Annotated in this window: 21 protein-coding genes, 1 pseudogene, 1 riboswitch and 1 other annotated feature; of the genes and pseudogenes, 15 read left to right on the forward strand and 7 right to left on the reverse strand. The window is 36.5% G+C overall.

The features are described 5' to 3' along the window. The first annotated feature begins 50 nt into the window (after positions 1–50). Positions 51–827, forward strand: a complete 777-nt coding sequence (locus tag AZF04_RS18825) for an alpha/beta hydrolase family protein (RefSeq protein WP_061950100.1) — start codon at positions 51–53, stop codon at positions 825–827. Positions 828–883: 56 nt separating this feature from the next. Then, a complete protein-coding gene (locus AZF04_RS18830) occupies positions 884–1312 on the forward strand; it encodes a hypothetical protein (RefSeq protein WP_061950101.1) in 429 nt (142 codons plus the stop codon). Positions 1313–1337: 25 nt separating this feature from the next. On the opposite strand, the gene AZF04_RS18835 is transcribed toward AZF04_RS18830, so the two are convergent. Further along, complete coding sequence (locus AZF04_RS18835) at positions 1338–2024, reverse strand: FHA domain-containing protein (protein WP_061950102.1); 687 nt, start codon at positions 2022–2024, stop codon at positions 1338–1340. 128 nt (positions 2025–2152) lie between these two features. Between AZF04_RS18835 and AZF04_RS18840 the strand changes: the two genes are divergently transcribed. From AZF04_RS18840 to AZF04_RS20455, 3 genes are all read left to right on the forward strand, one after another. After that, positions 2153–2566, forward strand: a complete 414-nt coding sequence (locus AZF04_RS18840) for a hypothetical protein (RefSeq protein WP_061950103.1) — start codon at positions 2153–2155, stop codon at positions 2564–2566. A 170-nt stretch (positions 2567–2736) separates the two neighbouring features. Continuing rightward, positions 2737–2850, forward strand: a riboswitch (SAM riboswitch). Between the two features lie 161 nt (positions 2851–3011). Then, on the forward strand, positions 3012–4220 hold the full coding sequence (gene metK, locus AZF04_RS18845; protein ID WP_045480950.1) for a methionine adenosyltransferase: 1209 nt from the start codon (positions 3012–3014) through the stop codon (positions 4218–4220). Positions 4221–4384: 164 nt separating this feature from the next. Next, on the forward strand, positions 4385–4543 hold the full coding sequence (locus tag AZF04_RS20455; RefSeq protein WP_064504239.1) for a DUF1540 domain-containing protein: 159 nt from the start codon (positions 4385–4387) through the stop codon (positions 4541–4543). Positions 4544–4613: 70 nt separating this feature from the next. Here AZF04_RS20455 and AZF04_RS18850 read toward each other — a convergent pair whose 3' ends face one another. Next, entirely contained in the window at positions 4614–5126 is a 513-nt protein-coding gene (locus AZF04_RS18850; protein WP_061950104.1) for a gamma carbonic anhydrase, read from the reverse strand. Positions 5127–5578: 452 nt separating this feature from the next. Between AZF04_RS18850 and AZF04_RS18855 the strand changes: the two genes are divergently transcribed. Next, a complete protein-coding gene (locus AZF04_RS18855; RefSeq protein WP_061950105.1) occupies positions 5579–6361 on the forward strand; it encodes an alpha/beta hydrolase in 783 nt (260 codons plus the stop codon). Between the two features lie 85 nt (positions 6362–6446). Beyond that, positions 6447–7502, forward strand: a complete 1056-nt coding sequence (locus AZF04_RS18860; protein ID WP_061950106.1) for a tetraprenyl-beta-curcumene synthase family protein — start codon at positions 6447–6449, stop codon at positions 7500–7502. 226 nt (positions 7503–7728) lie between these two features. Here the strand turns inward: AZF04_RS18860 and AZF04_RS18865 are convergent, their stop codons facing one another. The 3 genes from AZF04_RS18865 to AZF04_RS18875 form a co-directional block, all read right to left on the reverse strand. Further along, complete coding sequence (locus AZF04_RS18865; protein ID WP_061950107.1) at positions 7729–8295, reverse strand: beta-class carbonic anhydrase; 567 nt, start codon at positions 8293–8295, stop codon at positions 7729–7731. A gap of 72 nt (positions 8296–8367) precedes the next feature. Then, a complete protein-coding gene (locus AZF04_RS18870) occupies positions 8368–8940 on the reverse strand; it encodes a class I SAM-dependent methyltransferase (RefSeq protein ID WP_061950108.1) in 573 nt (190 codons plus the stop codon). 2 nt (positions 8941–8942) lie between these two features. Further along, positions 8943–9899: a TIGR01212 family radical SAM protein gene (locus AZF04_RS18875; RefSeq protein WP_235600035.1), complete on the reverse strand. Its 957-nt coding sequence runs from the start codon at positions 9897–9899 to the stop codon at positions 8943–8945. Between the two features lie 189 nt (positions 9900–10088). On the opposite strand from AZF04_RS18875, the gene AZF04_RS18880 reads away from it, so the two are divergent. Then, positions 10089–11303: an MDR family MFS transporter gene (locus AZF04_RS18880; protein WP_061950109.1), complete on the forward strand. Its 1215-nt coding sequence runs from the start codon at positions 10089–10091 to the stop codon at positions 11301–11303. Between the two features lie 39 nt (positions 11304–11342). Further along, positions 11343–11572 (forward strand) — a binding site (T-box leader). 133 nt (positions 11573–11705) lie between these two features. Beyond that, positions 11706–14129: a leucine--tRNA ligase gene (leuS, locus tag AZF04_RS18885; RefSeq protein ID WP_061950110.1), complete on the forward strand. Its 2424-nt coding sequence runs from the start codon at positions 11706–11708 to the stop codon at positions 14127–14129. 405 nt (positions 14130–14534) lie between these two features. Here leuS and AZF04_RS20825 read toward each other — a convergent pair. Together AZF04_RS20825 and AZF04_RS18900 are read right to left on the reverse strand one after the other, a co-directional pair. Next, positions 14535–16308 (reverse strand): annotated as a pseudogene (locus AZF04_RS20825) (IS1182 family transposase). Positions 16309–16726: 418 nt separating this feature from the next. Continuing rightward, positions 16727–17992 carry a BaiN/RdsA family NAD(P)/FAD-dependent oxidoreductase gene (locus AZF04_RS18900; RefSeq protein ID WP_061950112.1) on the reverse strand — a complete coding sequence of 422 codons (1266 nt, stop codon included), beginning with the start codon at positions 17990–17992 and terminating at the stop codon, positions 16727–16729. A gap of 1260 nt (positions 17993–19252) precedes the next feature. On the opposite strand from AZF04_RS18900, the gene AZF04_RS18905 reads away from it, so the two are divergent. The 6 genes from AZF04_RS18905 (at position 19253) to AZF04_RS18930 (ending at position 25207) form a co-directional block, all read left to right on the forward strand. Then, on the forward strand, positions 19253–19546 hold the full coding sequence (locus AZF04_RS18905) for a hypothetical protein (RefSeq protein WP_061950113.1): 294 nt from the start codon (positions 19253–19255) through the stop codon (positions 19544–19546). 230 nt (positions 19547–19776) lie between these two features. Next, a complete protein-coding gene (locus AZF04_RS18910; RefSeq protein WP_061950114.1) occupies positions 19777–20178 on the forward strand; it encodes a secondary thiamine-phosphate synthase enzyme YjbQ in 402 nt (133 codons plus the stop codon). 37 nt (positions 20179–20215) lie between these two features. Continuing rightward, positions 20216–21847 (forward strand): putative polysaccharide biosynthesis protein, encoded by a 1632-nt coding sequence (locus tag AZF04_RS18915; RefSeq protein ID WP_061950115.1) that lies wholly within the window; start codon positions 20216–20218, stop codon positions 21845–21847. Positions 21848–22127: 280 nt separating this feature from the next. After that, complete coding sequence (gene ftsW, locus AZF04_RS18920; RefSeq protein WP_061950116.1) at positions 22128–23276, forward strand: putative lipid II flippase FtsW; 1149 nt, start codon at positions 22128–22130, stop codon at positions 23274–23276. A 28-nt stretch (positions 23277–23304) separates the two neighbouring features. Beyond that, on the forward strand, positions 23305–24486 hold the full coding sequence (rodA, locus tag AZF04_RS18925; protein WP_061950117.1) for a rod shape-determining protein RodA: 1182 nt from the start codon (positions 23305–23307) through the stop codon (positions 24484–24486). Between the two features lie 55 nt (positions 24487–24541). Beyond that, the gene (locus tag AZF04_RS18930) at positions 24542–25207 is read left to right on the forward strand and encodes a hypothetical protein (RefSeq protein WP_061950118.1); all 666 of its coding nucleotides are present in this window, start codon (positions 24542–24544) and stop codon (positions 25205–25207) included.

Below are 25207 nucleotides of genomic sequence, written 5' to 3' on the forward strand. Positions count from 1 at the left end.
TCATTTGTGTGTGTTAGCCTAAGGAAATGTTTAAAAAGAGGGGAAATTAGATGCAGACTATTGATAAAAGAAGAATTCCTTCACCGCATTCAAAAATACATTTATATGAAATTACCTATATAAGTGGGCCTTATAAAGTTAAGGGCTTATTAGCTGAGCCTAAGGAAGAAAAGGAATATCCTGGATTACTCTATTTACGAGGTGGAATCCACAATGTAGGAATGGTTCGAATTCAACGTATCATTCAATGGGCGAATGAAGGCTTTATTGTAATGGCCCCTTACTATCGTGGAAATCGAGGAGGAGAGGGTATGGAGGATTTTGCAGGTCATGACCGAGAAGACGCTATTGCTGCCTATGATTTGCTCGCAACCCATCCTCATGTATGCGAAGAACAACGCCATATTATTGGATTCTCAAGAGGTGGCGTAATGGCCCTTTTAACGATGCTTGCTAGAGATACTGTGGCGTCAGCGACCCTTTGGAGTGGAGTGTCGGACATGACACTAACTTATGAAGAGCGTGTCGATTTAAGAAGGATGATGAAAAGAGTAATAGGTGGAACCCCTAAAAAGTATCCAGAGCGCTTTGAATGGCGTGGGCCTCTAAAAAAGTATTCTTCTATTAAAACCCCTCTTTTACTGATTCATGGGGAGAAGGATCACCATGTAACGATTGAACATGCCCTTCGATTACAGAAAGAGGCGCCTAACACGGAAGCATGGTTTTTTTCAAACTACCGACATCATTTTCCAGCAGAAGCACAGCGTATGATTTTAAAAGATGCAGCACAATGGATGAAAAATAAAAATGTGAATCTTGTTTAAAGATTGAAACTTACCTTTTTTTTACATCGTTTTATAGAAAAAAGGTAGGTGGTTCGATGCAAAAAGTCAGCTTAGTAATAGTTGCTTTACTATTTAGTGTCATCCTTTTTAACATTGAAAATGTACCGGAATCATTACTTAATAATCAGAATCCTTTATCTAAGGTCATGATTTCAATATCTAGGGAAGAAGATAAATGGAATTTGGATAACCCATTACTTATATGGGAAGACCATGAAATATTAAAAAAATGGGAAGAAATCATTGCGGAGAAAGTTCCATTACAAGGAAGTATAGATATCAGACACCCGGATTATTTGCTACAATTCTTTTATGAAAATAGTAAGGAGAACTATTTTTTATGGTTAGGACAGGAGAATGGAGAAAGCCTAATAATGGATGGTAAAGATTTTGAACGTGTATATACGGTGAAAGAAAACCAAATGAATGAGCTGAGGGACCTTATATTAAAGACAACACCATAAGTGATTATGGCCCTCAGCCGGACATTTAATGATTAGAATTGTTAATCGTTAAGATATATCCTTTACCTCGAATATTTTCAATCAGAAAGATCGATGATGTTTTTTGACGGATTCGGTACATAAGTGCATTTAACTCTTCAGCACTTGCATCTGGAATGCCGTCGCGATCTAGAGTTCTCTCAGACCAAACGGCTTTTTTTATCTCTTCTTTTGGTATGAATTGATTTACTTCATTTAAAAGCCTTACGATACATAAAAATTCTTTTTCGGAAAAAGTGAAAATCTGATTATTGTAGATAATTTCTTGTTTGTGAACATCTATGGAAACAGAGGGAGCACTCGGCTCGATTAAGGATAGAGAAGTTAATTCTAATGTTTCATCATTAGAGATATGCTGAAATATTAGTTGTATAAAACCATCACTTAATGAAATTTGATCTCCGTGCTTTAAACGATATTCAGATTCCACATCAAGCTTTGTTCCGTTAACAAAGGTTCCGTGTTTACTATTTAAATCTTTTATATAATAAGAATGATTTTTTTGGATAATCGCTGCATGTTGTCTAGATACATAAATATTCTCAAATAAAATATGATCAGAGTTCGATACAATAGAACGACCAATGATATGAATGGTCTTTTTTAATGATATAATATCACCTTTTTGGAAAGGACTACCCTGATTTACAATAAGATAAGTGGAAGTTTGCATATGGACCCTCTCTAAATTTCAATCATAATCTTAACGAATTTATTATTGAATTATTATAAAGCCGTTATTGTTCGTCTAATACTTTTTGTTCTACAATTGATTGTAGTGGTTTTGAGGGGGTTCGTAAAGTGAATAAAAATAAAATTTGGACGATCATTGCTTGCTTTGCTATCGCCATAATCATGTTTCTATATGTGAATCATATGTTATTTTTTGCAAATGTAAAGGCTAATGAAGATGATAAAGGGTTTCAAACTTTAAACATAGAGAAGGATGAGCCTTTTTTAACATTAGAGAATTGTTTAAATAAAAGTTTGAAGGAACAAGACCCAAATAAAATGAGATTTTTTGAAGCAACTATTTATCATAAACCTTTAGATATTAAATTAAAGAATTGGATTAATGATTATTATCCACACCATCGTTGTTATATATCCCAGTACGGGGTCATGAATTACTCCAAAGAAGAAATGCAAGAGCTTTTAAATTTGATTGAAAGTAATCAGGAAAAAAAGAAGGTACGTTTTCAATCATTGAAATGAACTGATTTCTAATCACCAACCTAGTGTTCAGTCGTAATAAATGTTTTAAAACGATAAATGAGATGATTTTAGTCAAAATAGGGAAGTTTATGTAGAAGGAACCTTATTTACTTGGGCTACAATCGTTGACAGAGTTCGGTATCTAGGTTATGATATTTGCCGAACGGATACTCTTATCCCGAGTCGGTGGAGGGACAGGCCCTAAGAAACCCAGCAACCATCATTTCATTGAAAAGAAATGAAAAGGTGCTAACCTGCAAGGTATAATCCTTGGATGATAAGAGGCGAAAGGTAAACACTTCAACCCTTTTCCTCACTGTATGGAAATAGGGTTTTTTATGCGTATAAGTGTCGTCGATTGTTTAACTCCCATTCAATCGGAAATGAGTGCCGTTATTATAATTCGCACATAATCGATTTGTTGTGCAGAGGAGGAATGCATGAAATGGTATTAAAAAGTAGACGTTTATTTACATCAGAATCAGTAACGGAAGGGCATCCAGATAAAATGTGTGATCAAATTTCCGATGCTATTTTAGATGAAATTTTAAAAAGTGATCCAAATGCTCGAGTAGCATGTGAAACATCTGTAAATACTGGCTTAGTATTGGTAGCTGGGGAAATTACAACCAATACATATGTTGATATTCCGAAGGTTGTAAGAGATACGATTAAAGGGATTGGTTATACAAGAGCTAAATACGGCTTTGATGCGGAAACTTGTGCGGTGTTAACATCTATAGATGAGCAATCAGCAGACATAGCTCAAGGGGTCAATCAAGCACTAGAGGCTCGTGAGGGTCAAATGACGGAAGAGGAAATCGAAGCAATTGGTGCTGGTGACCAAGGTTTAATGTTTGGTTATGCAACAAACGAAACGGATGAATTGATGCCTTTGCCGATTTCTTTAAGTCATAAATTAGCACGCCGTTTAGCTGAGGTTAGAAAAAATGAGCTACTTAAATACTTAAGACCAGATGGGAAAACACAGGTTACGGTTGAATATAATGAAGATGGAAAACCTGAGAGAGTAGATACCATTGTTATTTCTACTCAGCATCATCCTGATATAACACTGAAGCAAATCGAAACTGATTTGAAAAAACATGTTATTAATGAAGTAGTTCCAGAAGGCTTGATTGATGACAAAACGAAATACTTTATTAACCCGACTGGCCGATTCGTTATCGGTGGTCCGCAGGGAGATGCTGGTTTAACTGGTCGCAAAATTATTGTAGATACATATGGTGGTTTTGCAAGACATGGCGGGGGTGCCTTTTCTGGTAAGGATGCAACAAAGGTTGACCGTTCAGGAGCATATGCAGCTCGATACGTGGCGAAAAATATTGTAGCTGCTGAGCTTGCGGAAAAATGTGAAGTACAATTAGCTTATGCAATTGGAGTTGCTCAGCCTGTCTCTATTTCAATTGATACGTTTGGAACTGGTAAAGTATCTGAAGAAGTCTTAGTAAAAATCGTTTCAAACCATTTCGATTTACGTCCAGCGGGAATTATTAAAATGCTTGATTTGCGTAGACCCATTTATAAGCAAACGGCTGCATATGGTCACTTTGGTCGTCGTGACCTTGACTTACCTTGGGAAGTGACAGACAAAGCAGCTATTTTAAAAGAGCAAGCGTATTTAGAAAAATAATTGTTCATACAAAAAAGCTAAGGTTATACTCCTTAGCTTTTTTCATGTCATTTAATAAAGTCACTTTCTGTTAGAATCAGCCATATTTAACTTTTAAAATTCCTCCTATAGAAGTATGGTCATTTCATCATTCGGTAAAAATGATACTAGGAGGTGAAGTGAAAATGGCGACAGATGTATTATGTGAAGTGAATAACTGCGTATTTTGGGATGATGGAAACAAATGTAGTGCCGATCGTATTTATGTAGTGAGTCATAAAGGGAAGCAAGCGAATCGCACGGAAGAAACGGATTGTAAAACGTTTGAACCTGAAGGTATTTAAAGATTAAAAAGGGGAAGAGTATCGTCTTTCCCTTTTTTATTATTGAGAAAAATTATCATTTATATACATTCTATTTTTTCTGTAATTTATAATATTGTCCTTTCTCAACATACTCTTCACGAATTCTCTTCATATCTTCTTTATCTTTCTCCGTGAGTTCTCGAATTACTTTCGCTGGTCGTCCGAAGGCCAAGCAGTTCGCTGGTATCTTTTTGCCCTGTGGGACAAGACTTCCTGCACCGATAAAAGCACCTTCTTCAATTTCGGCACCATCTAAAATGGTAGAGCCCATTCCTATTAAGGCGTTTTTCCTAATGATACAACTATGAAGTAAGGCTTGGTGTCCAACGGTCACATCGTCTTCAATAATAAGAGGCAAGTTGGGACTTTGGTGAAGCATTGATTGATCTTGAATATTGACGCGGTTTCCGATAATAGTTGGAGCCACATCTCCTCTTATCACCGTTTGAAACCACACGGTAGATAGCTCACCAATTTTGACATCACCGGTAATCGTCACATAATCAGCAATAAAAGCACTATCTGCTATTTCTGGACTTTTATGATTGTACTTATAAATCATTAATCTATCGCCCTTTCTACTTGAAATGTAAAAGTTATGTTTATTTTATCAAAAAATGTATGGTAAAAGCGCTAATTTTATGAATATGATTGAATTTCATAATTGCTCTATAAGTGAATAAAACCGAACGTTTCTTATAAAATATGTTTTAAACGTTTGCGAATGAAATTCTTGATTGAAACGGTAGGTAGTGACTCCCAAAGGATCAGCGCAGTACTCTGGCGAAGCTCTGCGTAGTCAGAGTTAGCTGAAGACAAGCCCTTGGGAAAGCATCTACCTAAAGTGAAAATCAAAACCTAACCGCTCGGTTATCATGATAAGATATGAATGGTTAAATTGATTCATATACATAAGAAATCAAGCAAAAGCTTTTCTTTTAAGATAAAATTAAGTATGATCAATCAATAAAACCTTTTGTTCTCAATTTTTTTAGAGAAAGGAGAGTCATCAAGATGTGGACATTTAACACCGAGGATGCACGGGCCACAATCATCATGATACATGGTGCTGGTGAACATCATGGCCGATATGAATGGTTAGCACAAAAATGGAATGAACATGGTATAGATGTAATTATGGGGGATTTGCCAGGTCAAGGGAAAACGAGAGGGAAAAGGGGACATATTAATCATTTCTCTCAATATTTAGATACGATTGATGAATGGATGGAAGAAGCGATGAATAAGCCTTATCCGATTTATTTATTCGGACACAGCATGGGTGGACTAATCGCGATTAGATATGTGATGGAAAGAAAGAAAACCCCTGTTAAAGGACTTATTCTCTCTTCACCATGTCTAGGGCTTTACAAACCTCCTTCACAAGGGAAGGAAATGATGTCAAAAGCTTTACATCGGGTAAGTCCAGGTTTAACTGTGCACTCTGGTATAAAAACAGAGCACGTCACTAGAAATGATGAAATTAGAGAGCTTTATCTAAAGGATGAACTTCGAGTGAGTAAAGTTTCAGTTAGATGGTATCGTGAATTGAGTAAGGCGATGCATGTAGCGAATCGATATCCGGAAAAAATGCCTGATCTACCGATTATGGTATTACAAGCAGGCGATGATTTTATCGTTAATAAATATGATGTGAAAGATTGGTTTGATAGCTTGGATGTGAAAGAGAAGCATTATAAAGAGTGGGATGGTTTGTATCATGAAATCTTTAATGAACCAGAAAGAGAAGTAGTGTTCCGATATGCAATAGGACTAATTAATTTACTAGAGCATTAAGGAATAGCTCTTTCGTCAGGGAATTGTTGTTATAACGATTTTATGATAACGTATGGAAGAGCAATTTTTGAAGGAGGCTATACTCTTGAAAGTCCCAACTCACCCTATCCCATTATTAATCAATATATATCGAGATGTATTGCCTACTGTACATAGATATTATAATCAATGGAAGGAACGAGCCGAAGAGATACCAGACCCAGAACTTCGTAAACAAGCGTTAGACGCTCTTGAAAAAAAGGAATTCCATTGCGAAGGCGGCGGGGTTTTTGGGCTACTTGCCCGAGAACGGTTTGATGAACTGATTCAATTTATTATAGCTTATCAAATCATGTGTGATTATCTTGATAATTTATGTGATCAAAGTGACTATCAAGATCCTAAAGATTTTAGGTCCTTACACAATGCCTTGCAAGCAGCGTTAACTCCGGGTGAACCATTGACTAATTACTATCAATATCGTTTAGAGCAAGATGATGGTGGCTATCTACATGAATTAATTGAAACCTGTCAGCAAATTTTGATTTCTTTCCCATCTTTTAGAGTGGTGCAAAACAACATGCTGCTTTTAAGTGAGCTGTACAGTGATCTTCAAGTGCATAAGCATGTAAAAAGTGAAGAAAGACTTTCACGATTAAAAGAATGGTTTGTTCAATATAAAGAGGAAATTCCTACGATGACATGGTTTGAGTTTTCGGCATGTACCGGCTCAACATTAGGTATTTATTCTTTGGCTACCTATTCAACCATGGAACAACTTACGTTAGAACAAGCAAATCAGATAAAAAATGGTTATTATCCCTGGGTTCAAGGGGTTCACTTACTTTTAGATTATTTTATTGATCAAGAAGAAGATAGGGTAGATGATGAATTAAACTTTTTAACCTATTATAAAAGTGAGGAAGAGATGAAGGAGAGATTTCGCTTCTTTGTTCAAAAGGCAGAGGAATCCTTGCTAACTTTACCTGATCCGAAATTTCATCGAAATATATGGCGTGGAATGATTGCCATTTATATGTCGGATGAAAAGGTACAACGAAATAAAGAATTGAAAAAAAAATCTAAGCAATTAATAAAGCTGGGAGGGCTTCCTACTATCCTGTTTTATTTAAATGGCTGGATATATAGACGTGATAAATAAAAAGAGACTGTGACAATACTCACTCACGAAAGAATGATTCCACACCTGATAGGTGACTAGCTGTTCGCTCGCTTACGTATTCCATAGGGAATCTGCCTGTTCAAAAAAACCCTCCTTTTTTCGAGAAGGAGGGTTCGTTGTTTGTTATTGATGTTTGTATCCATTACACACATCGTTTCTCTAATGTAATGATTTTAAAACAGTTTTTGTCCCAGTCCCTTCTGAATCACTTGCTATATCCATCAACTAATAAGTCGAGCTCACCCGTTTCAGGATGAATGACTAAGCCATGAACTGGAACATCATTAGGTAGTAAAGGGTGATTTTTAACCATTTTTACGCTATGTAAAACATTGTCCTCTACATTTGCAAAACCAGATAGGAATTTTTTTACATCAACGCCACTATATTCAAGTGAATCTATTGTATTGACATCTACTCCTCTTGATTTAAGCTTTTCAATCACACCATTGGGCTCTAATCCCGTCATACCACAGCCATGATGGCCGACAATAAGCACTTCTTCTGCTTTTAATTCAATTAAGGCAACTAAGATGCTTCGCATAATAGAACCGAATGGATGTGAAATAACAGCTCCCGCATTGCGAATAATTTTGGCGTCACCATTTTTCAAATCCATAGAACGATGCAATAACTCAACTAATCTAGTATCCATACATGTTAAAATGACTAATTTTTTTTGTGGAAACTTGGTCGTTTGATATTGCTCATATTCTTTATCTTCGACAAATGTTTTATTATACGTAAGAATTTTATCTAAAATGGTTGTCATTTTGAGCACCTCTTCTGTGGAGTTTTTTTAATTATTCTATCTAAACATTTAAATATGTCAAGACAAAGATTCTTATCTTTTTTCGATAGCGATAATAAAAGGAGGATTATTTTCTTGATTGATGAAACCGTATTGAAGGACATGAAATGTTTCTTGTTCAAGTGTTTGAACAAACGGAAGAATTCGGTCCCGCTCTTTTTTTCCTTCTTCATGCCCGTGATAAATGACTAAAATAATAAATGCATTCTTAGGTAAATGATCTAATAAGGATGTAATGGCTTCTATCGTTGTAACTGACTGTGTGACGACAGATTTGTCACCACCAGGGAGATAGCCAAGGTTAAAAACAGCTGCTTTAATCTTTTTCCAATCATCTTTCTGAATGATAGAAGTTAAATCACTATGACTGTGTTGAAAAAGAGAAACTCTTTTTCTATAACCAGACTTGAGAAGTCTTTCTTCTGTTGCCTCAACAGCTTGCTTTTGAATATCTAGACTAAATACATGACCTTTATCGCCAACAAGCTTTGCCAAAGTAAGAGTGTCATGTCCATTTCCAGCTGTACAATCGATAGCATAATCACCCTCATTTAAGGCTTGATCCATTAAAAAGCGTGAGAAGGGAAGGATACCTAAAAGTTTCATGCTCATATCCCTCCTTTGTAGAATTTGCCTTGCCAGCTATTTCGATTTTTTAATTCTGCTTCTATACGGTTTAATACGGACCATTTTCCCATGCTCCACATTGGACCTATCATTAAATCTCCAGGACCATCCCCTGTTAGTCGATGAATCATCATATGAGGTGGTAGAATTTCTAGCTGATCGACGACAAGGTTTACATAATCATCCATTTCCATTAACTCTAAAAGTCCCTTTTCATATTGTTTGGCAAGAGGAGTTTTCTTTAGGACATGAAGAAGGTGAATTTTAATTCCTTGAACATCTAGCTTGGCTACTTCTTTGGCTGTTTCTAGCATCATTTCTGGTGTTTCTAATGGTAGGCCATTGATAATATGTGAACACACAGCAATTCCATGCTTCCGCAGTTTTTCTACTCCTTCTTTATAGCAAGAATAGTCATGAGCGCGATTAATGAATTGAGCGGTTTTTTCGTGAACCGTTTGGAGTCCAAGCTCTACCCATAAATAGGTCCGTTTATTTAGTTCAGCTAAATATTCCACCACATCCTCAGGCAAACAATCGGGACGAGTGGCAATCGATAAACCTACAACATCCTCTTGTTCAAGAATCGGCTCATATAGTCTTTTCAACGTTTCAACGGGTGCATAGGTATTAGTATAAGCTTGAAAATAACCGATGTATTTTCCTTCTTTCCACTTGCGGTGCATTCTGTTTTTAATCGTATGGAATTGTGTAATAAGGTCATCTTCACGGTTTCCTGCAAAATCACCAGAACCTCGTTCGCTACAAAAGGTACAGCCACCATAGGCCACTTTTCCATCTCTATTCGGACAGTCGAAGCCCGCATCTAAAGGAATTTTAAATACTTTTGTACCGAATTCATTTTTTAAATGCTGATTCCAAGTGTAGTATCTCTTCTCTCCAAAAAAGGTTGGTTTATTCATATCTTCTATTTTCATTTTTTCTCATCCTTTTAATACTTTAAGCTTTCTCTATTTTATCATGGCAGATTAAAGAAACCAAAAAACAATCACTCTTTCGACAATGGAAAAATAGTAGCAATCAAGTTTAAATATAGTTGTATTTTATAGTGGCATCTAGTATATTAACTTAGGGAATCGAAATATATGTGATAGGGAGATAACATAATGCCTAAATCACTTTGGTATTTACTCGTAGCTCTAACGATACAAATTACAGGGGCTTCTTTTTTATGGCCACTGAATTCATTAATTATTCATCAGGAATTAGGTAAATCACTAACGGTAGCAGGCTTTATTTTATTTTTACATTCTGGAACGGGTGTAATTGGTAATATACTTGGCGGTCGATTTTATGATCGAATAGGAGCTTACCGCACCATTTTGGGTGGATTATCAATTGCCGTAGTAGCAACCTTTATCTTAGCCAACAGCTATCACTCGATAATTGGCTATACTCTTTGTTTAATGGGAATAGGATTAGGTTCAGGTATTGTGTTTCCGGCTATGTATGCTCTTGCTGGTAGTGTATGGCCTGAGGGTGGAAGAAAACCGTTTAATAACATGTATGTAGCCCAAAATTTAGGTGTTGCCTTAGGCACGGCTTGTATTGGATTAATCGCAACATTACCACTCTATGCTGTTTTTTATGCAAATGCGCTCATGTATACGGTTGTTATCATATTTGTAGCGATTACGTTTAGAAAGCTTTCCGTAAAAAATGAAGCCGTTTCACCTGTCGGATTAACAGAAGTTCCATTGAAAGCTAAAAATAAGCCTACCATTCTAGCGCTTACATTAGTATTAGTTAGTTTCTTTATATGCTGGTTAGCTTATACCCAATGGCAAGCAAATGTGTCTGTTCATACACAAAATATCGGATTAAGCTTAAGAGACTATAGTTTATTTTGGACTGTAAATGGTCTCCTTATTGTCTTAGCACAACCAATACTGTCTATTTTTATAAAAAAATGGGTAAACTCATTAAAAAGACAAATGTTTGTTGGAATCCTATTGTTTTTTGTTTCCTATGCTATCCTAGCTCATGTTGAATTCTTTTCCGGTTTTATGGTTGCGATGATTATATTAACGATTGGTGAGATGTTTTTCTGGCCAGTTGTTCCTACGATTGCTCACCAACTAGCACCAAAAGGAAAAGAAGGAGCCTATCAAGGGATTGTGAACAGTGTATCAACTAGTGGAAAAATGATTGGTCCATTAATTGGCGGATTGTTAGTAGATCTTTATTCATTTCAAATCATGATTTATGTATTATTAGTTTTTATTATAATTGCACAAGTAACGGCTATGCTGTATGATAAGCCATTGCGAAAGGCAAAAAATAACGAAGAGTTAAATAAAAAATCAATGAAAGGTGCTTGACAGAGCCCCTTTCTATTCATACAATACAAATAATACGAAAAGAAGGCATTGAAGAAGGTCTAGTAGCTAATTATATGGAAAAACTAGAGAGCTGACGGTTGGTGCAAGTCAGTCAAAAAGATTAGTGAACTCCCCTTCCAGTCTTAAGAGTGAACGCTCGTTCAAGTAACTCTTAACGGGTCACGGCCGTTATCCGTTTTAAGCGAACAAGTAGTAAACTTGTTAATTTGGGTGGTACCGCGGGAAATATATCAACTCTCGTCCCTTGACTGTATAGTCTTTGGGATGGGAGTTTTTTATTATGTCTTTCCATCATAACGGTATTTAATAGACTTCCAAACAGGTAAAACACACTAATTTCAACATGAAATGAATGGTTTTGATAAGAAGGAGGAATTGTGAATGTCTTTTTCACATAAGGAAATCGAAAAGAAATGGCAACAATTTTGGGAAGAGAATCGTACTTTTCAGACAACTGAGGATCAAGAAAAGGAAAAATTCTATGCATTAGATATGTTTCCCTTTCCATCTGGAGCAGGTCTTCATGTTGGGCATCCAGAGGGATACACAGCAACCGATATTCTAGCTAGATTTAAAAGAATGCAGGGTTTTAATGTATTACATCCAATGGGTTGGGATGCTTTTGGATTACCTGCAGAGCAATATGCATTAGATACTGGAAATGATCCAGCAGAATTTACAAAGAAAAATATTGATACTTTCAGACGACAAATCAAATCATTAGGTTTCTCCTATGACTGGGATCGCGAAGTTGCCACTACAGATGCGGACTATTATAAGTGGACTCAGTGGATTTTTCTAAAGCTTTACGAAAATGATTTAGCTTATCTTGATGAGGTAGCGGTCAATTGGTGTCCAGCACTTGGTACCGTTCTAGCAAATGAAGAGGTCATTGATGGAAAGAGTGAACGAGGTGGACACCCAGTAATTAGGCGCCCTATGAAACAATGGATGCTGAAGATTACGGCTTATGCGGATCGTTTAATAGATGATTTAGAAGATTTAGATTGGCCAGAAAGTATAAAGGATATGCAAAGAAATTGGATAGGTCGCTCTGAAGGAGCAGAGGTGACCTTTCAAATAGATGGATACGAAAAACAGGTTACAGTCTTTACAACGAGACCAGATACCCTTTTTGGTGCTACTTATATGGTTCTAGCCCCGGAACATCCTTATGTCGATCAAATAACGACCGATGAATATCAAAAATCTGTAGCTTTATATAAAGAGCAAGTGGCTGCTAAAAGTGATTTAGAAAGAACAGAACTTTCGAAGGATAAAACAGGAGTTTTCACTGGAGCTTATGCAATTAACCCCGCAAATGGAGAAAAAATCCCTGTTTGGATTGCTGATTATGTATTAGCAAGCTATGGAACGGGTGCTATTATGGCTGTTCCAGCTCATGATGAAAGAGACTATGAGTTTGCTAAAAAGTTCGACCTGTCTATTCAGGAAGTTGTGGCTGGTGGAGATGTATCTAAAGAAGCTTATATAGGAGATGGACCGCATGTTCATTCTGGTTTCTTAAATGATCTATATAAAGAAGAAGCCATTACAAAGATGATTGATTGGTTAGAGGAGAAAGAACTGGGGACGAAAAAGGTCACTTATCGTCTTCGTGATTGGTTATTTAGCCGCCAAAGGTACTGGGGAGAGCCGATTCCAATCATACATTGGCAAGATGGCACGATGACAGCATTAAAAGAAGAGGAATTACCATTAACGTTACCTTTTATGTCTGAAATCCGGCCTTCTGATACGGGAGAATCACCTCTTGCTAACAATAAAGAATGGTTAGAGGTCGTTGACCCAGAAACAGGGATGAAAGGACGGCGCGAAACGAATACAATGCCAAACTGGGCAGGTAGCTGCTGGTATTATTTAAGGTATATTGACCCTAAAAATGACCAAATGCTTGCCGATCCAGAAAAGCTAAAACAATGGTTACCAGTTGATATTTATATCGGTGGGCAAGAGCACGCGGTATTACATTTATTATATGCACGCTTTTGGCACAAATTTTTATATGATATAGGAGTGGTTCCAACGAAAGAGCCGTTCCAAAAATTGTATAATCAAGGTATGATATTAGGCGAAAACAATGAAAAGATGAGTAAATCCAAAGGAAACGTAGTAAATCCTGATGAAGTAGTGGAAAGCCATGGGGCAGATACTCTTCGATTATATGAAATGTTTATGGGACCTTTGGATGCTTCGATCGCTTGGTCAACTAATGGATTAGATGGCTCTAGAAGATTTTTAGATAGGATTTGGCGTTTACTTATTAATGAACAAACCAATGAACTAAGTGATGTTGTTCAAGATTGTATTAGTAACGATGATTTTACTCGCGTTTATCATCAAACCGTTAAAAAAGTAAGTGATGATCTTGAGGGACTAAGATTTAACGTCGCGATTTCACAATTGATGGTCTTTACAAATGAGGCTTACAAGCAAGATAAACTTCCAAAAGAAATAATCGAAGGCTTCGTTAAATTATTAGCTCCAATCGTTCCACATTTAGCAGAAGAATTGTGGCATAAGCTAGGTCATGAAGATAGTATTTCATATGTATCTTGGCCTCATTATGATGAAAAATGGCTAGTGGAAAACGAAGTAGAAGTCGTTGTTCAATTAAATGGAAAAGTAAAAGCAAAGCTAGTCATACCCGCGGATGCAAATAGAGAGCAAATGCAAGAACTAGCGTTAGCAGATGAGAAAGTCCAAGACGCTTTAGACGGTAAATCGGTCAAAAAAATCATTGCCGTACCAGGGAAATTAATTAATATCGTGGTAGGAGCTTAATACAAAGGGTTTGCCCCTATAGTCGAGGAATTGACTTGCAGGGTGCAGCCCTTTTTTTGCTTTATAAAAAAGGCTAAAGGAGTTTGATTGCTGGACTTTTAAAAGAAAGACAACTGAATTAAAAAAGGTCAAAAGGAGAAGCGCTATTCACCCGAAAAAGGCGGTGGACCAAGAAACTGGTCAAAAGGAAGCTGTCATTTAGACTGAAATGACAGCCACAGCTAAGAAAAGCGGTCAAAAGGAAGCTGTCATTTAGACTGAAATGACAGCCACAGCATTAAAAAGGTCAAAAGGAGGAGCACTATTCACCCGAAAAGCGAGCGCAACCAGGAAAGCGGTCAAAAGGGAGCCGTCTATTCACCCGCAAAAGGTGGAGGAACAGGAAAGTGGTCGAAAGGAAGTCGTCTATTCACCCGAAAAAGGTGGAGGAACAGGAAAAGAGTCAAAAGGAAAAGCTCTATTCACCCGAAACAGCGCCTGAACAAGGAAAGCGGTCGAAAAGGAAAGAGGTCGAGACAAAACCGGTCTTAAATCGTAAAAAAGAGTGGGATGAACATTTTTTTGTTCATCCCACTCTTTCATTTTGCTTCTTTTTAAGGTGAATAGAGGCAGTTGGGTGGTGGCTGCGGTGAACTTTCTTAAGTTCACCGCCATAAGGGCAATGCCAAGTTCATTACGAACCTTGGCTTTGCCTCTCACCGAAAAACGAGTGAAACGCAAATTTGCCTTCAAATTCCCAAAAACTGGTTCTACCTCAATCTTGCGTTTACGATAGATGTGACCTGTTTTTTCGTTTGAAAGCCAATCTTGGATTTTCGATTTTTGGGATTCCCATTTTACGTTTCGATAGATTCGTCGATGGTTTCCTTCTTTTGCCGTCGTACATTCCGTACGGAATGGGCAAAGGTGACAATTTTCACATTTATAGACTCGGAAAGTTCTCTGAAAACCTGTACGGTCTTTCTTCTTGGATTCATACTGAAACGTCACACGTTGCTGGTTTGGACATATAAAGCAATCTTCCTTTTGGTGATACGTCCATTGGTCAGCGCGATAGGGATTATTCTGATGTTTCTTTGTTTGCTCTTTTCTATATGTACTATAGGTAATGAGAGGGGTGCGTTGCTTTTGTTCGATAATTTCTTGATAGTTCTGTTCACTGCCATATCCAGCGTCTGCCACAATGTACTCAGGTAGGTCAAAATAACGGCTTTCAATCGTTTCTAAAAAAGGAAGAAGGGTTCGTGTATCCGTTGGGTTGGGATAAATGTCGTAAGCAAGTGTATATTGGTTTTCGGTGGCAATTTGAACATTGTAACCTGGTTTTAACTGACCGTTGTTCATATAATCATCCTTCATGCGCATGAACGTCGCCGCTTCATCCGTCTTGGAATAGCTGTTTCGGTCGCCAAAAATCACACCAGCTCGGTCATATTTATGTTTCCGTTCAACAAACTCACGGAGCTGCTTTCTTATCTGCTTAGGTCCTTTGCGTTTGAAACGTAAGTTTTTCCGCTCCTCGACATCTTGGCTCCCTTCGATTTGTTGATCAAATTCTTCCACCACTCCCTCTACATGGTGAAGAATGGCTTCCATCTCTTTTGTACTCAGCGTATCTGGGTTCTCTTGTTGTATGGCTGGAATGACTTGGTCTTTCACGATCATACATGGACATCGATTTTTCAATAAGCTTCTCACAATAGCGATTCACCGATTTTTTCCATACAAAGGAGAATTTATTGGCGTTCGCTTCTAACTTCGTTCCATCAATAAAAATAGCTTCTTCTTCAATCTGTTTTTCTTGGACCAGTTTCGTACGAAACTGAACGAAGCACTGACGTAAGAGTTCGCTCATACGATCATGTGCACGAAATCGGTTAATGGAGCGGTAACTTGGTTCAGCTCCTTGCGCAAGCCACATCATACGCACACTATCTTTCACAAGAGCTTCAATTTTTCGACCGGAAAACGCTGATTGCGTATAACCACATAAGAGGATTTTTAACATCATGCGAGGGTGATAGCCTGGTCGTCCGGTTTCACGAAGGAATACAGAGAACGCTTCATCTGGAATACTTTCTACTAAGTGGTGAATGGCAAAAGCAATATCAGTTTCTTGAAGTTTTCTTTCTAAATCTAAAGGCAAAACCACTTGGTTCATGTTATAATTTTGAAACATAAGGACCCTTCTTTCTGATAATTGGGTTGTGGTGACTTTATTTTATCAGAAGTGGTCCTTATTTTTGATCCCTAAATTTAAGAAAGCCGCTAAAAGTTCCATGGAACTTTTAACGGCTTTCTTTTTACTTAGAGGAGAGTTTTGTCCCAGCCCCTCTCGATTAAGAAAAGCGGTCAAAAGGAGAAGCACTATTCACCCGAAAAAGGCGGTGAACCAAGAAACTGGTCAAAAGAAGCTCTCATTTAGCCTGAAATGACAGCATCAGCATTAAAACAGTCAAAGGAGAAGCTCTATTCACTGGAAACGGGAGTGTTCGCAGTAGAGTACGTGATTAAGCCAATTTAATCATAATAAAAAGAATCAAGAAGTATACAATTCCTTGATTCTTTAAGCCTTAACTCCTTCTTCTCAAAAAGGGCTAGTGGTTATTTAAGCTTTCTGCGGCAGCCTTTCCTGCTGAATAGCCTGTTGAAAAGGCACATGTAATATTATAGCCACCTGTATAACCATGAATATCGAGTACTTCACCGCAGAAGTATAAGCCGTTTTGTTTTCTTGAATGCATAGATTTTGGTTCAACTTCTTTGACGGAAACTCCACCACCGGTCACAAAGGCTTTTTCGATTGATAATGTTCCATTGACAGTAAAAGTAAAATCTTTAAAACAAGATATAAGATTTCGGATTTGTTCATGTGGAACTTGATTCGCCGCAATTGATGGCTCAAAAGATAAGCGTGTAAACATGTAATCTAATATTCGGTCAGGTAGATAAGCCTTTATCCCATTTCTAAAAGATTTTTTTGGGTTTTCTTTTACAATATGGAGAATATCTTGAAATAGCTCTTCTTTATGTTGATGAGGAAATAAATCGATACTCATTTCTACTTGATTGGTTTTAAATTTCTTTAATGCTTTAACGACAAATTGACTACATCTTAATGCGGCAGGGCCAGAAATTCCAAAATGAGTAAAGAGCAAATCGCCTTCATGACTAATAATCGTTTTTCCCTTTGGATTGATAACCGAAAGCTTGATAGCTCTTAGAGAAAGACCTTGAAGTAACTTTTCCTTGATAAACGGTTCATTGGAAGTAATCGGAACCTCCGTCGGATATAACTCGGTTATCGTATGCCCTGCTTTTTTCGCCCACGGGTATGCGTCACCTGTACTTCCAGTATGAGGAACAGACTTGCCTCCTGTTGCGATGATGATTTTTTTAGTAGGAATCGACTTATTGTTATTTAATAGCACTTCTTTAACAGAACCATTTTCGAAAGAGATATCCTTTACGGTTGTATTGGTTCTAATTTCAACTCCAAGTGTACGAACTTTATTTAATAAAGCCTCTACGACTGTTTTTGCTTTATCCGTAATCGGAAACATTCTTCCGTGGTCTTCTTCCTTTAAAGCGATTCCGAGTGATTCGAAGAATGAAATAATATCCTCGTTATCAAAAACGGAAAAAGGACTATGCATAAATTTACCATTTCCTGGGATGTGTTCTATTAACGTTTTTCTTTCCATTCGATTTGTAACATTACACCGTCCACCACCTGAAATCGCTAATTTCCGGCCCAATTTATCACCCTTATCAATGAGTAAAACTTTTGCTCCATGTTGGGCTGCCGAAACAGAGGCCATTAAACCTGATGGACCTCCTCCAATAACTAAAACATCATACATGACTGATCATCCTTTTTTACGACAAATCTTATTTTCTTTGTCTAGTTTACCTTAAATGATTCTAGCTTACTAAGTTTTTTTAATTAGTATTCATTTTATTTAGGTAGTTTTTTTCTTGATAAGTTCACTTTATAGAATGTACGAAAAATGATAATGAAGAAAGGAAAAAGTAAAAGAGAGTTTAGGAGAGGGAAATAGTAGGTGGGGGATAAAAATGGTGATTATCCATGGTCAAATGTTGAATGAGCGTTTTCGTTAACTAGCAACTATAAAGGCCAGAATTTTTATTGGGTGACAACAACGAGATAGAGGTGCTGTTGGAAACTGAACTATTATTGACTTTGTTGATATAAATATGAATCACACCAAACTTTTCCATTTGGAGTATTAATCTATTAAAAAGAAAAATGACAGCCATATAATAAATAAAACCTGAAATATTATAATAGCAAATAGAGGTATAGAAAAAATAATCATGATCAATCTATACTTGTTGTTCTTTATTAAATAAATCGTAATCATTAAAAAAGGAGTAAGGTAGAAATACAAGGGGGCCAATAAAAAATAAGTATTATAATATGGGATGATGACGACCACTAAATAAACGATTAACACTAATAGCTTAGCAACCTTTTTGAAATTAACGTCTTTTATGTTAATGATCATCACCTTTTCTTATATTTATTAGTTATTCTATTTCATAATTATCCCATTTTTTACTAATTGAATCAAATTTATTATTCAAATCTTAGAATGAAAACCGAACGATTAGGTTTTTGATTTTCACTTAAGGTAGATGCTTTCCCAAGGGCTTGTCTTCAGCTAACTCTGACTACGCAGAGCTTCGCCAGAGTGGATCTTCAGACTGCGCTGTTCCTTTGGGAGTCACTACCTACCGTTTCAATCAACGAGATGATTCATAAACATTCAAGACATATTTTATAATAAAAGTATGGTTTCATTCACTTATAGAGCAATGATGAAATTCACTCCTTTGAAGTTATTATTCAAATTTTCGAAAGTGAAGCTTGAGAACCTATGTAACCTATACTTATTCTGATTTAACGAATGGCGATAAGGATTATAAACATGCGTATCCGGGGGAAAAGTCATTCGCTCGTGCTTTTCGTCTTCGATAAGTTTTCTTTCTGTATAGATTGAAAATGAAATGGGGATTAATATTCTTAATTAAACAAAGGTAGTTAGAGGAAAAATAGAATAGCGTTTAAATAACTAAATAAATGAAAAGGAGGCTTTTCAATGTTTCCTGATGTGCAAACCAATATATGGGATGCTGTTATAGCCGTACCGTTAATCATCGTATTGACTATGGTTTTTAAGTTAATCGTAAAGCCGAAGGATATTTGGGTGCCGACGTTTGCCAATTTCTTAGGCTATGGAATTTCTATTTTGATTAGTCATCGTCATGATTTAGCAGCAGGAATTTTTATGGGCTTTTTTTATGGATCAGCTGCCATTGGAACCTATTCAGCATGGAAAACATCTTGGGTAGCCTTTCGCCAACCTGAGACACAAATAGATGATAAATTGTGACTTTTTTATGAGAGGAACCACCTCGTTTCCTCTTATTACATGATGGACTCGCGAAAATAGATACTTTATACCTATACTTATCAAAACCTATGCTATCTTATCAAATAAGATAGTATTTTTTATTTATTATTTAATTATTACTAGTCGATAATTGAAAAGTCCTATTTTGAGTAGTATAGTCAATGATAGTATATAACCGTAAAGTGGAAGGAAATCGGAGGGAATTATTTATGTTAACAAAAGAATCACTTCAAACGCGTGAGAGAGATCAAATGGTTGATATTACAAAAAGTATTGATAAATATATACAGCAAAGTCGAGTGAAAGATGGTATGGCCATCGTTTATTGTCCTCATACAACGGCGGGGATTACGATTAATGAGAATGCTGACCCTGATGTTAAGCATGATATGCTCATGCGCTGGGACGAAGTATATCCTTGGTTACATAATCAATATCGACATATGGAAGGCAATTCGGCTTCTCATTTAAAAGCAAGTACTGTCGGGAGCTCTCAAACGATTATTATTAAGGATGGTCGCTTGTTATTAGGGACTTGGCAGGGAGTCTATTTTTGTGAATTTGATGGACCTCGTCATCGAACTTACTACGTTAAAGTAATAGAGGGATAAGTTTTGAAGAGTAAGCGAGAACAGTAGGAGGAAGATGATGGGGGATTCAAAATTATTAAGAGGTACATTTATACTCACAGCAGCAACACTGCTTTCAAAAATATTAGGGTTTCTATATATTATTCCATTTAGTCATTTAGTTGGTGCTACAGGAATTAAATTATATCAGTTTGGATATATTCCATATACGGTTATGCTCAGTTTGGCAACGGCAGGAATCCCTTTAGCTGTTTCTAAGTTTGTCTCAAAGTATCAGGCTTTAGAAGATTATCATACAGGCTATCGTTTGTTTCGGTCTGGACTGCTATTAATGACGGCCTCAGGTTTGGTTGCTTTCTTATTATTATTTCTACTTGCACCTGTGATGGCTCCTTATATTTCACCGGAATCAAAGGCTGGTAAAGGTGTTTATTCATTGGAAGATATCGTTTTTACAATTCGTATGGTGAGTGTAGCTTTACTAGTAGTTCCTTTGATGGCAATTATAAGAGGATATTTTCAAGGGTTTCAGTCGATGGGACCAACCAGTGTCTCACAGGTTATTGAACAAATCGTTCGTATATGTTTTATTCTAGCAGCTGCCTTTCTTATTATGAATGTCGGCTCCAATAATTTGGTACTAGCTGTTGGATTTGCTACCTTAGGTGCCTTTATAGGAGCAATCGGTGGATTAGCCGTTCTGATCTACTATTGGTTAAAGAGACGAAGGGGCATTTTGGAACAAGTAGAGAGAAGTAAGGTTCGACATGATATTTCTTTAAAAGAAATGTATAAAGAGATTATCATCTATGCATTACCGCTTTCTTTTGTAGGATTAGCTATTCCTTTGTTCCAATTTATTGATTTATTCTCTGTTGAAGCAGGTTTAAATGCTATTAATTCTCCTAATACGGATGCTTTTTTTGGGATTTTAACAGGTACCGTACATAAAGTTGTCCTCATTCCAATGGCATTAGCGACCGCTTTATCTATTACGCTAGTACCTACGATAACGAGGTCATTTACGAACCGAGATCATGAAACTCTACAAAAGCAAATTACTCAAACCTATCAAATTATCTTATTTATTTCTATACCTGCGGCTATTGGTATGTTCGTTTTAGGTGATAGTATTTATATTTCTTTATATGGATTTGATCATGAGGTGTTAGGTGGGGCTATTTTAAGTATTTACGGACCTATCACAATATTATTCTCCATATTTGCTGTAACATCGGCGATTCTGCAAGGAATGAACCGACAAAAAACAGCGGTACTTGCTTTAATCGTAGGACTAATGATAAAAATGCTAACCAATTATTGGTTTATTATTACGTTTGGGGAATATGGAGCGATTATTTCCAGTTATTTAGGATTTGGAATAGCGATCGCGATTAACGTTTGGGGTATTGGACATTATGCGAACTTCCGCTATGGTTTTATTGTGAAAAGGCTATTATTGATGTCTATATTTTCTATCATCATGTTAATAGGTGTGTGGTTAGTGAATGAAGGTCTACAAACCGTACTACCGCTTGAAAGTAGATTCAATAGTTTCATTGTCATGATTGTTGGAGTTCTAGTAGGAGTCATCATCTATTTCTATTTGGCTGTCCGTTCTCATTTAGCTGGTAAAATTTTAGGGAATCGTTTTACTGTCTTAAAATATAAGAAAAAAAATCAAGAATAAAGAAGAAAAATAGTGTAAAATATCGGGTTGCTTAAAAAAACGCGTATTCTATAAGGGAAATCAAAAGTTGACTAATTACAAAAGGGAATGAAAAGCACTTTTGAATTATTAAATCCTTTGCTATAATGAAAGCAACCGATTGTATTTGAACAAAGCTCGTTTTATGCTCATAAAAATATAAACTACGTTCATTCACCCCTATGCCCCTTATCATAGTTGTTTAAGGGGCTTAGAGACGGTTACAAGTCTTGTAGGAGTATCAGATAATCTGGGGGTTTATATGAAATATTCTTTAAAAAAAGATAATGATTGGATTTTAATCATTACCATATTTATTTTAACGATTTTTGGTCTACTTATGGTATTTAGTGCGAGTTATGTACGTTCATATGCATTATTTGATGGCGACCCTTATCATTTTATTAAAAGACAGTTTGCATGGTTTGCTCTAGCGACGATTGCTTTTTTTATCGTCATGCACTTCCAATACCGTTTTCTTCAAAAACTATCACCACTATTTATTTTGATTTCTATTCTATTATTAATATTAATAAAAGTACCTGGCTTTGGAGAAGAAATAAATGGGGCTGAAAGGTGGCTATCATTAGGGCCACTCACTATACAGCCATCTGAATTAGTGAAGATAGCTGTTATTATTTATCTAGCTCAAGTATATACATCAAAACAAGCATACATAAACCAATTTGTTCGAGGAGTATTACCTCCACTAGTTTTAGTAGGAGTGATTTTCTCACTCATCATGCTGCAACCAGATTTAGGTACAGCGACTTCGATTATGATGGTTGCGATGCTGTTAGCTTTTTTTTCTGGAGCAAGATTTATTCATTTGGCTGGTTTAGTCGTTGTAGGGGGAGGGGTTGTTACAGCCTATGCTTTTTCTGAGTCCTATCGCTTAAGACGACTGATTTCTTATACGGATCCTTTTGCTGATATGGGGGGGCAAGGCTTACAATTAACACAGTCTTATATCGCCTTTGCTCATGGTGGAGTATCAGGAACTGGACTTGGACAGAGTGTTCAAAAGCTTCTCTACCTACCAGAGGCACATACGGATTTTATTTTAGCGATTATCGGGGAAGAATTAGGTATTTTCGGCATTATTTTTGTTTTTGCCTGTTATATTTTGATTATATTTCGCGGAGTAACGATTGGTTCTCGCTGTAAATCACCATTTGGAAGCTTATTAGCCTTCGGGATTACCTTTCAATTGGCTATACAAATAGTCTTTAATGTCGGAGCTGTAACGGGGCTCTTACCGATAACAGGAATCACTTTGCCTCTTTTAAGTAATGGGGGATCCTCGTTATTGGTTACGTTAGTTTCATTAGCGATATTAGCTAATATTGCACGAAATAATATTAGACAACAACGGATGAAAGAGGAACCTAACGAACAGGTTCCTGCCTAAATTAGTTTGTGGTTGTTTGGAGGAGAAAATGAAAGAACATAAATCAAACATGCAACAAATCGATTATACGTTAATATTTTTGTTGTTTGTCCTTATGTGTTTTAGCTTGTTAGCCATACATAGTGCCGCTGGTCAATATTTTCCAAACGACCCAACCTTTTTTTTGAAAAGGCAGGTTGTATTTTATATAATTGGCTTTGGTGTCATGGCTGCCATGATGGTATTAGATTATGATTTATTTAAAAATTTTTCTATTCCCTTATATTTAATAGGAATGGTTTTGCTACTATTAGTTTCCTTTAGTCCACTGGGAGTGCATCATAATGGAGCAACAAGATGGTTAAATCTTTATTTTGCAACTCCGCAGCCATCGGAGTTTATGAAAATTTTTATTATACTAGCTCTTGCCCACCTTCTTTACACCATTACAGTTAAAAGAAGGTCTTATGACTTAAAATCAGACTGCATTATCCTTTTGAAAATTTTAGCAGTAGGATTACCACCATTTTTTCTTATACTGCAACAGCCTGATTTAGGAACGGCACTAGTGATTGCAAGTGTAATTATAACGATTATATTAGTTTCCGGTATTGCCTGGAGAATTATTCTCTTTTTAGCAGCATGCGTTGTTGCTGGAATTGCCGGTTTGGTATGGTTATTTAATAATCACTTTGACATTTTTACTATATTTATTAAAGGTCATCAGCTTGAACGATTTTATGGCTGGCTTGATCCTTATGGAAATTCTACAAAAGAAGGCTATCAATTAGTTGAAGCACTAAAGGGAATAGGTTCTGGTCAATTATATGGAACCGGTTATTTGCAGGGTGTACAAACGCAGAGCGATACTATACCTGAGATTCATACGGACTTTATTTTTACTGTAATAGGTGAAGAATTTGGTTTTGTAGGAGCGACATTGCTTTTAGTGATTTATTTCTTAATTTTTTATCGAATGATTATTATTGCCTTAACTTGTAATAATTTATATGGAACTTATTTAGTAACTGCTGTTATTGGTCTTTTAGTATTTCAGATTTTCCAAAATATAGCGATGACTATTGGAGTTATGCCTATTACAGGATTAGCTTTACCGTTTATAAGTTATGGTGGTAGTGCACTGATTACGAATATGATTGCGATAGGAATTGTTATGAATGTCAGTATGAGAACGAAGCATTACATGTTTGAATCAGATGAAATGGAGTAAGGGTTGCTAATCTCTTAGATTATCAGCTCTTTCTTTATGAGGAGGGAAAAATGTAATGAATGTTATGGTTGGCTCGGGGAAATTAGCCCATGCTTTACTAACCTTTTGGAACCCTTCCGTTCCTGTCTATCTTTACGGAAGAAACGATCAAACGATTGCAAAGTTAATTCAGAAGTTTCCTTTTGTAAAACAGTTAAATGAACATTCGTTTTATCAGATAAAGAATATCTTACTTTGTATTCCTAGTCAAAGCTATCGAGATTTTTTTAAAAAGTTTGAGGCTACTTTAAACTCCGAGGTGAATATATATCATTTTGCAACGGCGCTTATGAAGAGTGATGTTCAAAAATGGTCAAAAAAATGGATCATTCCTTGTAAAGTAGTTGGGCATGCTTTAGAAGCAACGAAACAAAAGCGCCTAACATTGGCCCTCCCTAAGGATGAATGGTCGCAAAAGGAAAAATTGGTTCACTATTTTCAAAGCATCAAAATCGTCATGGCAGATGAGAAGCAAGTCTTAAAATCTAATCAAATCGGAACCGAGATGGCACTAAAAGCGATTATCAGTCTTGAAGAAAAATGGAAACAAGAAGAATTACCTTCTGAATTGTATGAAAGTGTCTTAAGTCAAGTATTAGTTGGAGTTATGAAAGCTCATTACAACAACGAGCATGGGTCATTTGCAAAGAAGATATTACATAAGCTGAAGGAGGAGCAATAG

Origin of the sequence: Alkalihalobacillus trypoxylicola (assembly GCF_001590785.1) — a bacterium.
Lineage (GTDB): Bacteria > Bacillota > Bacilli > Bacillales > Bacillaceae_D > Alkalihalobacillus > Alkalihalobacillus trypoxylicola.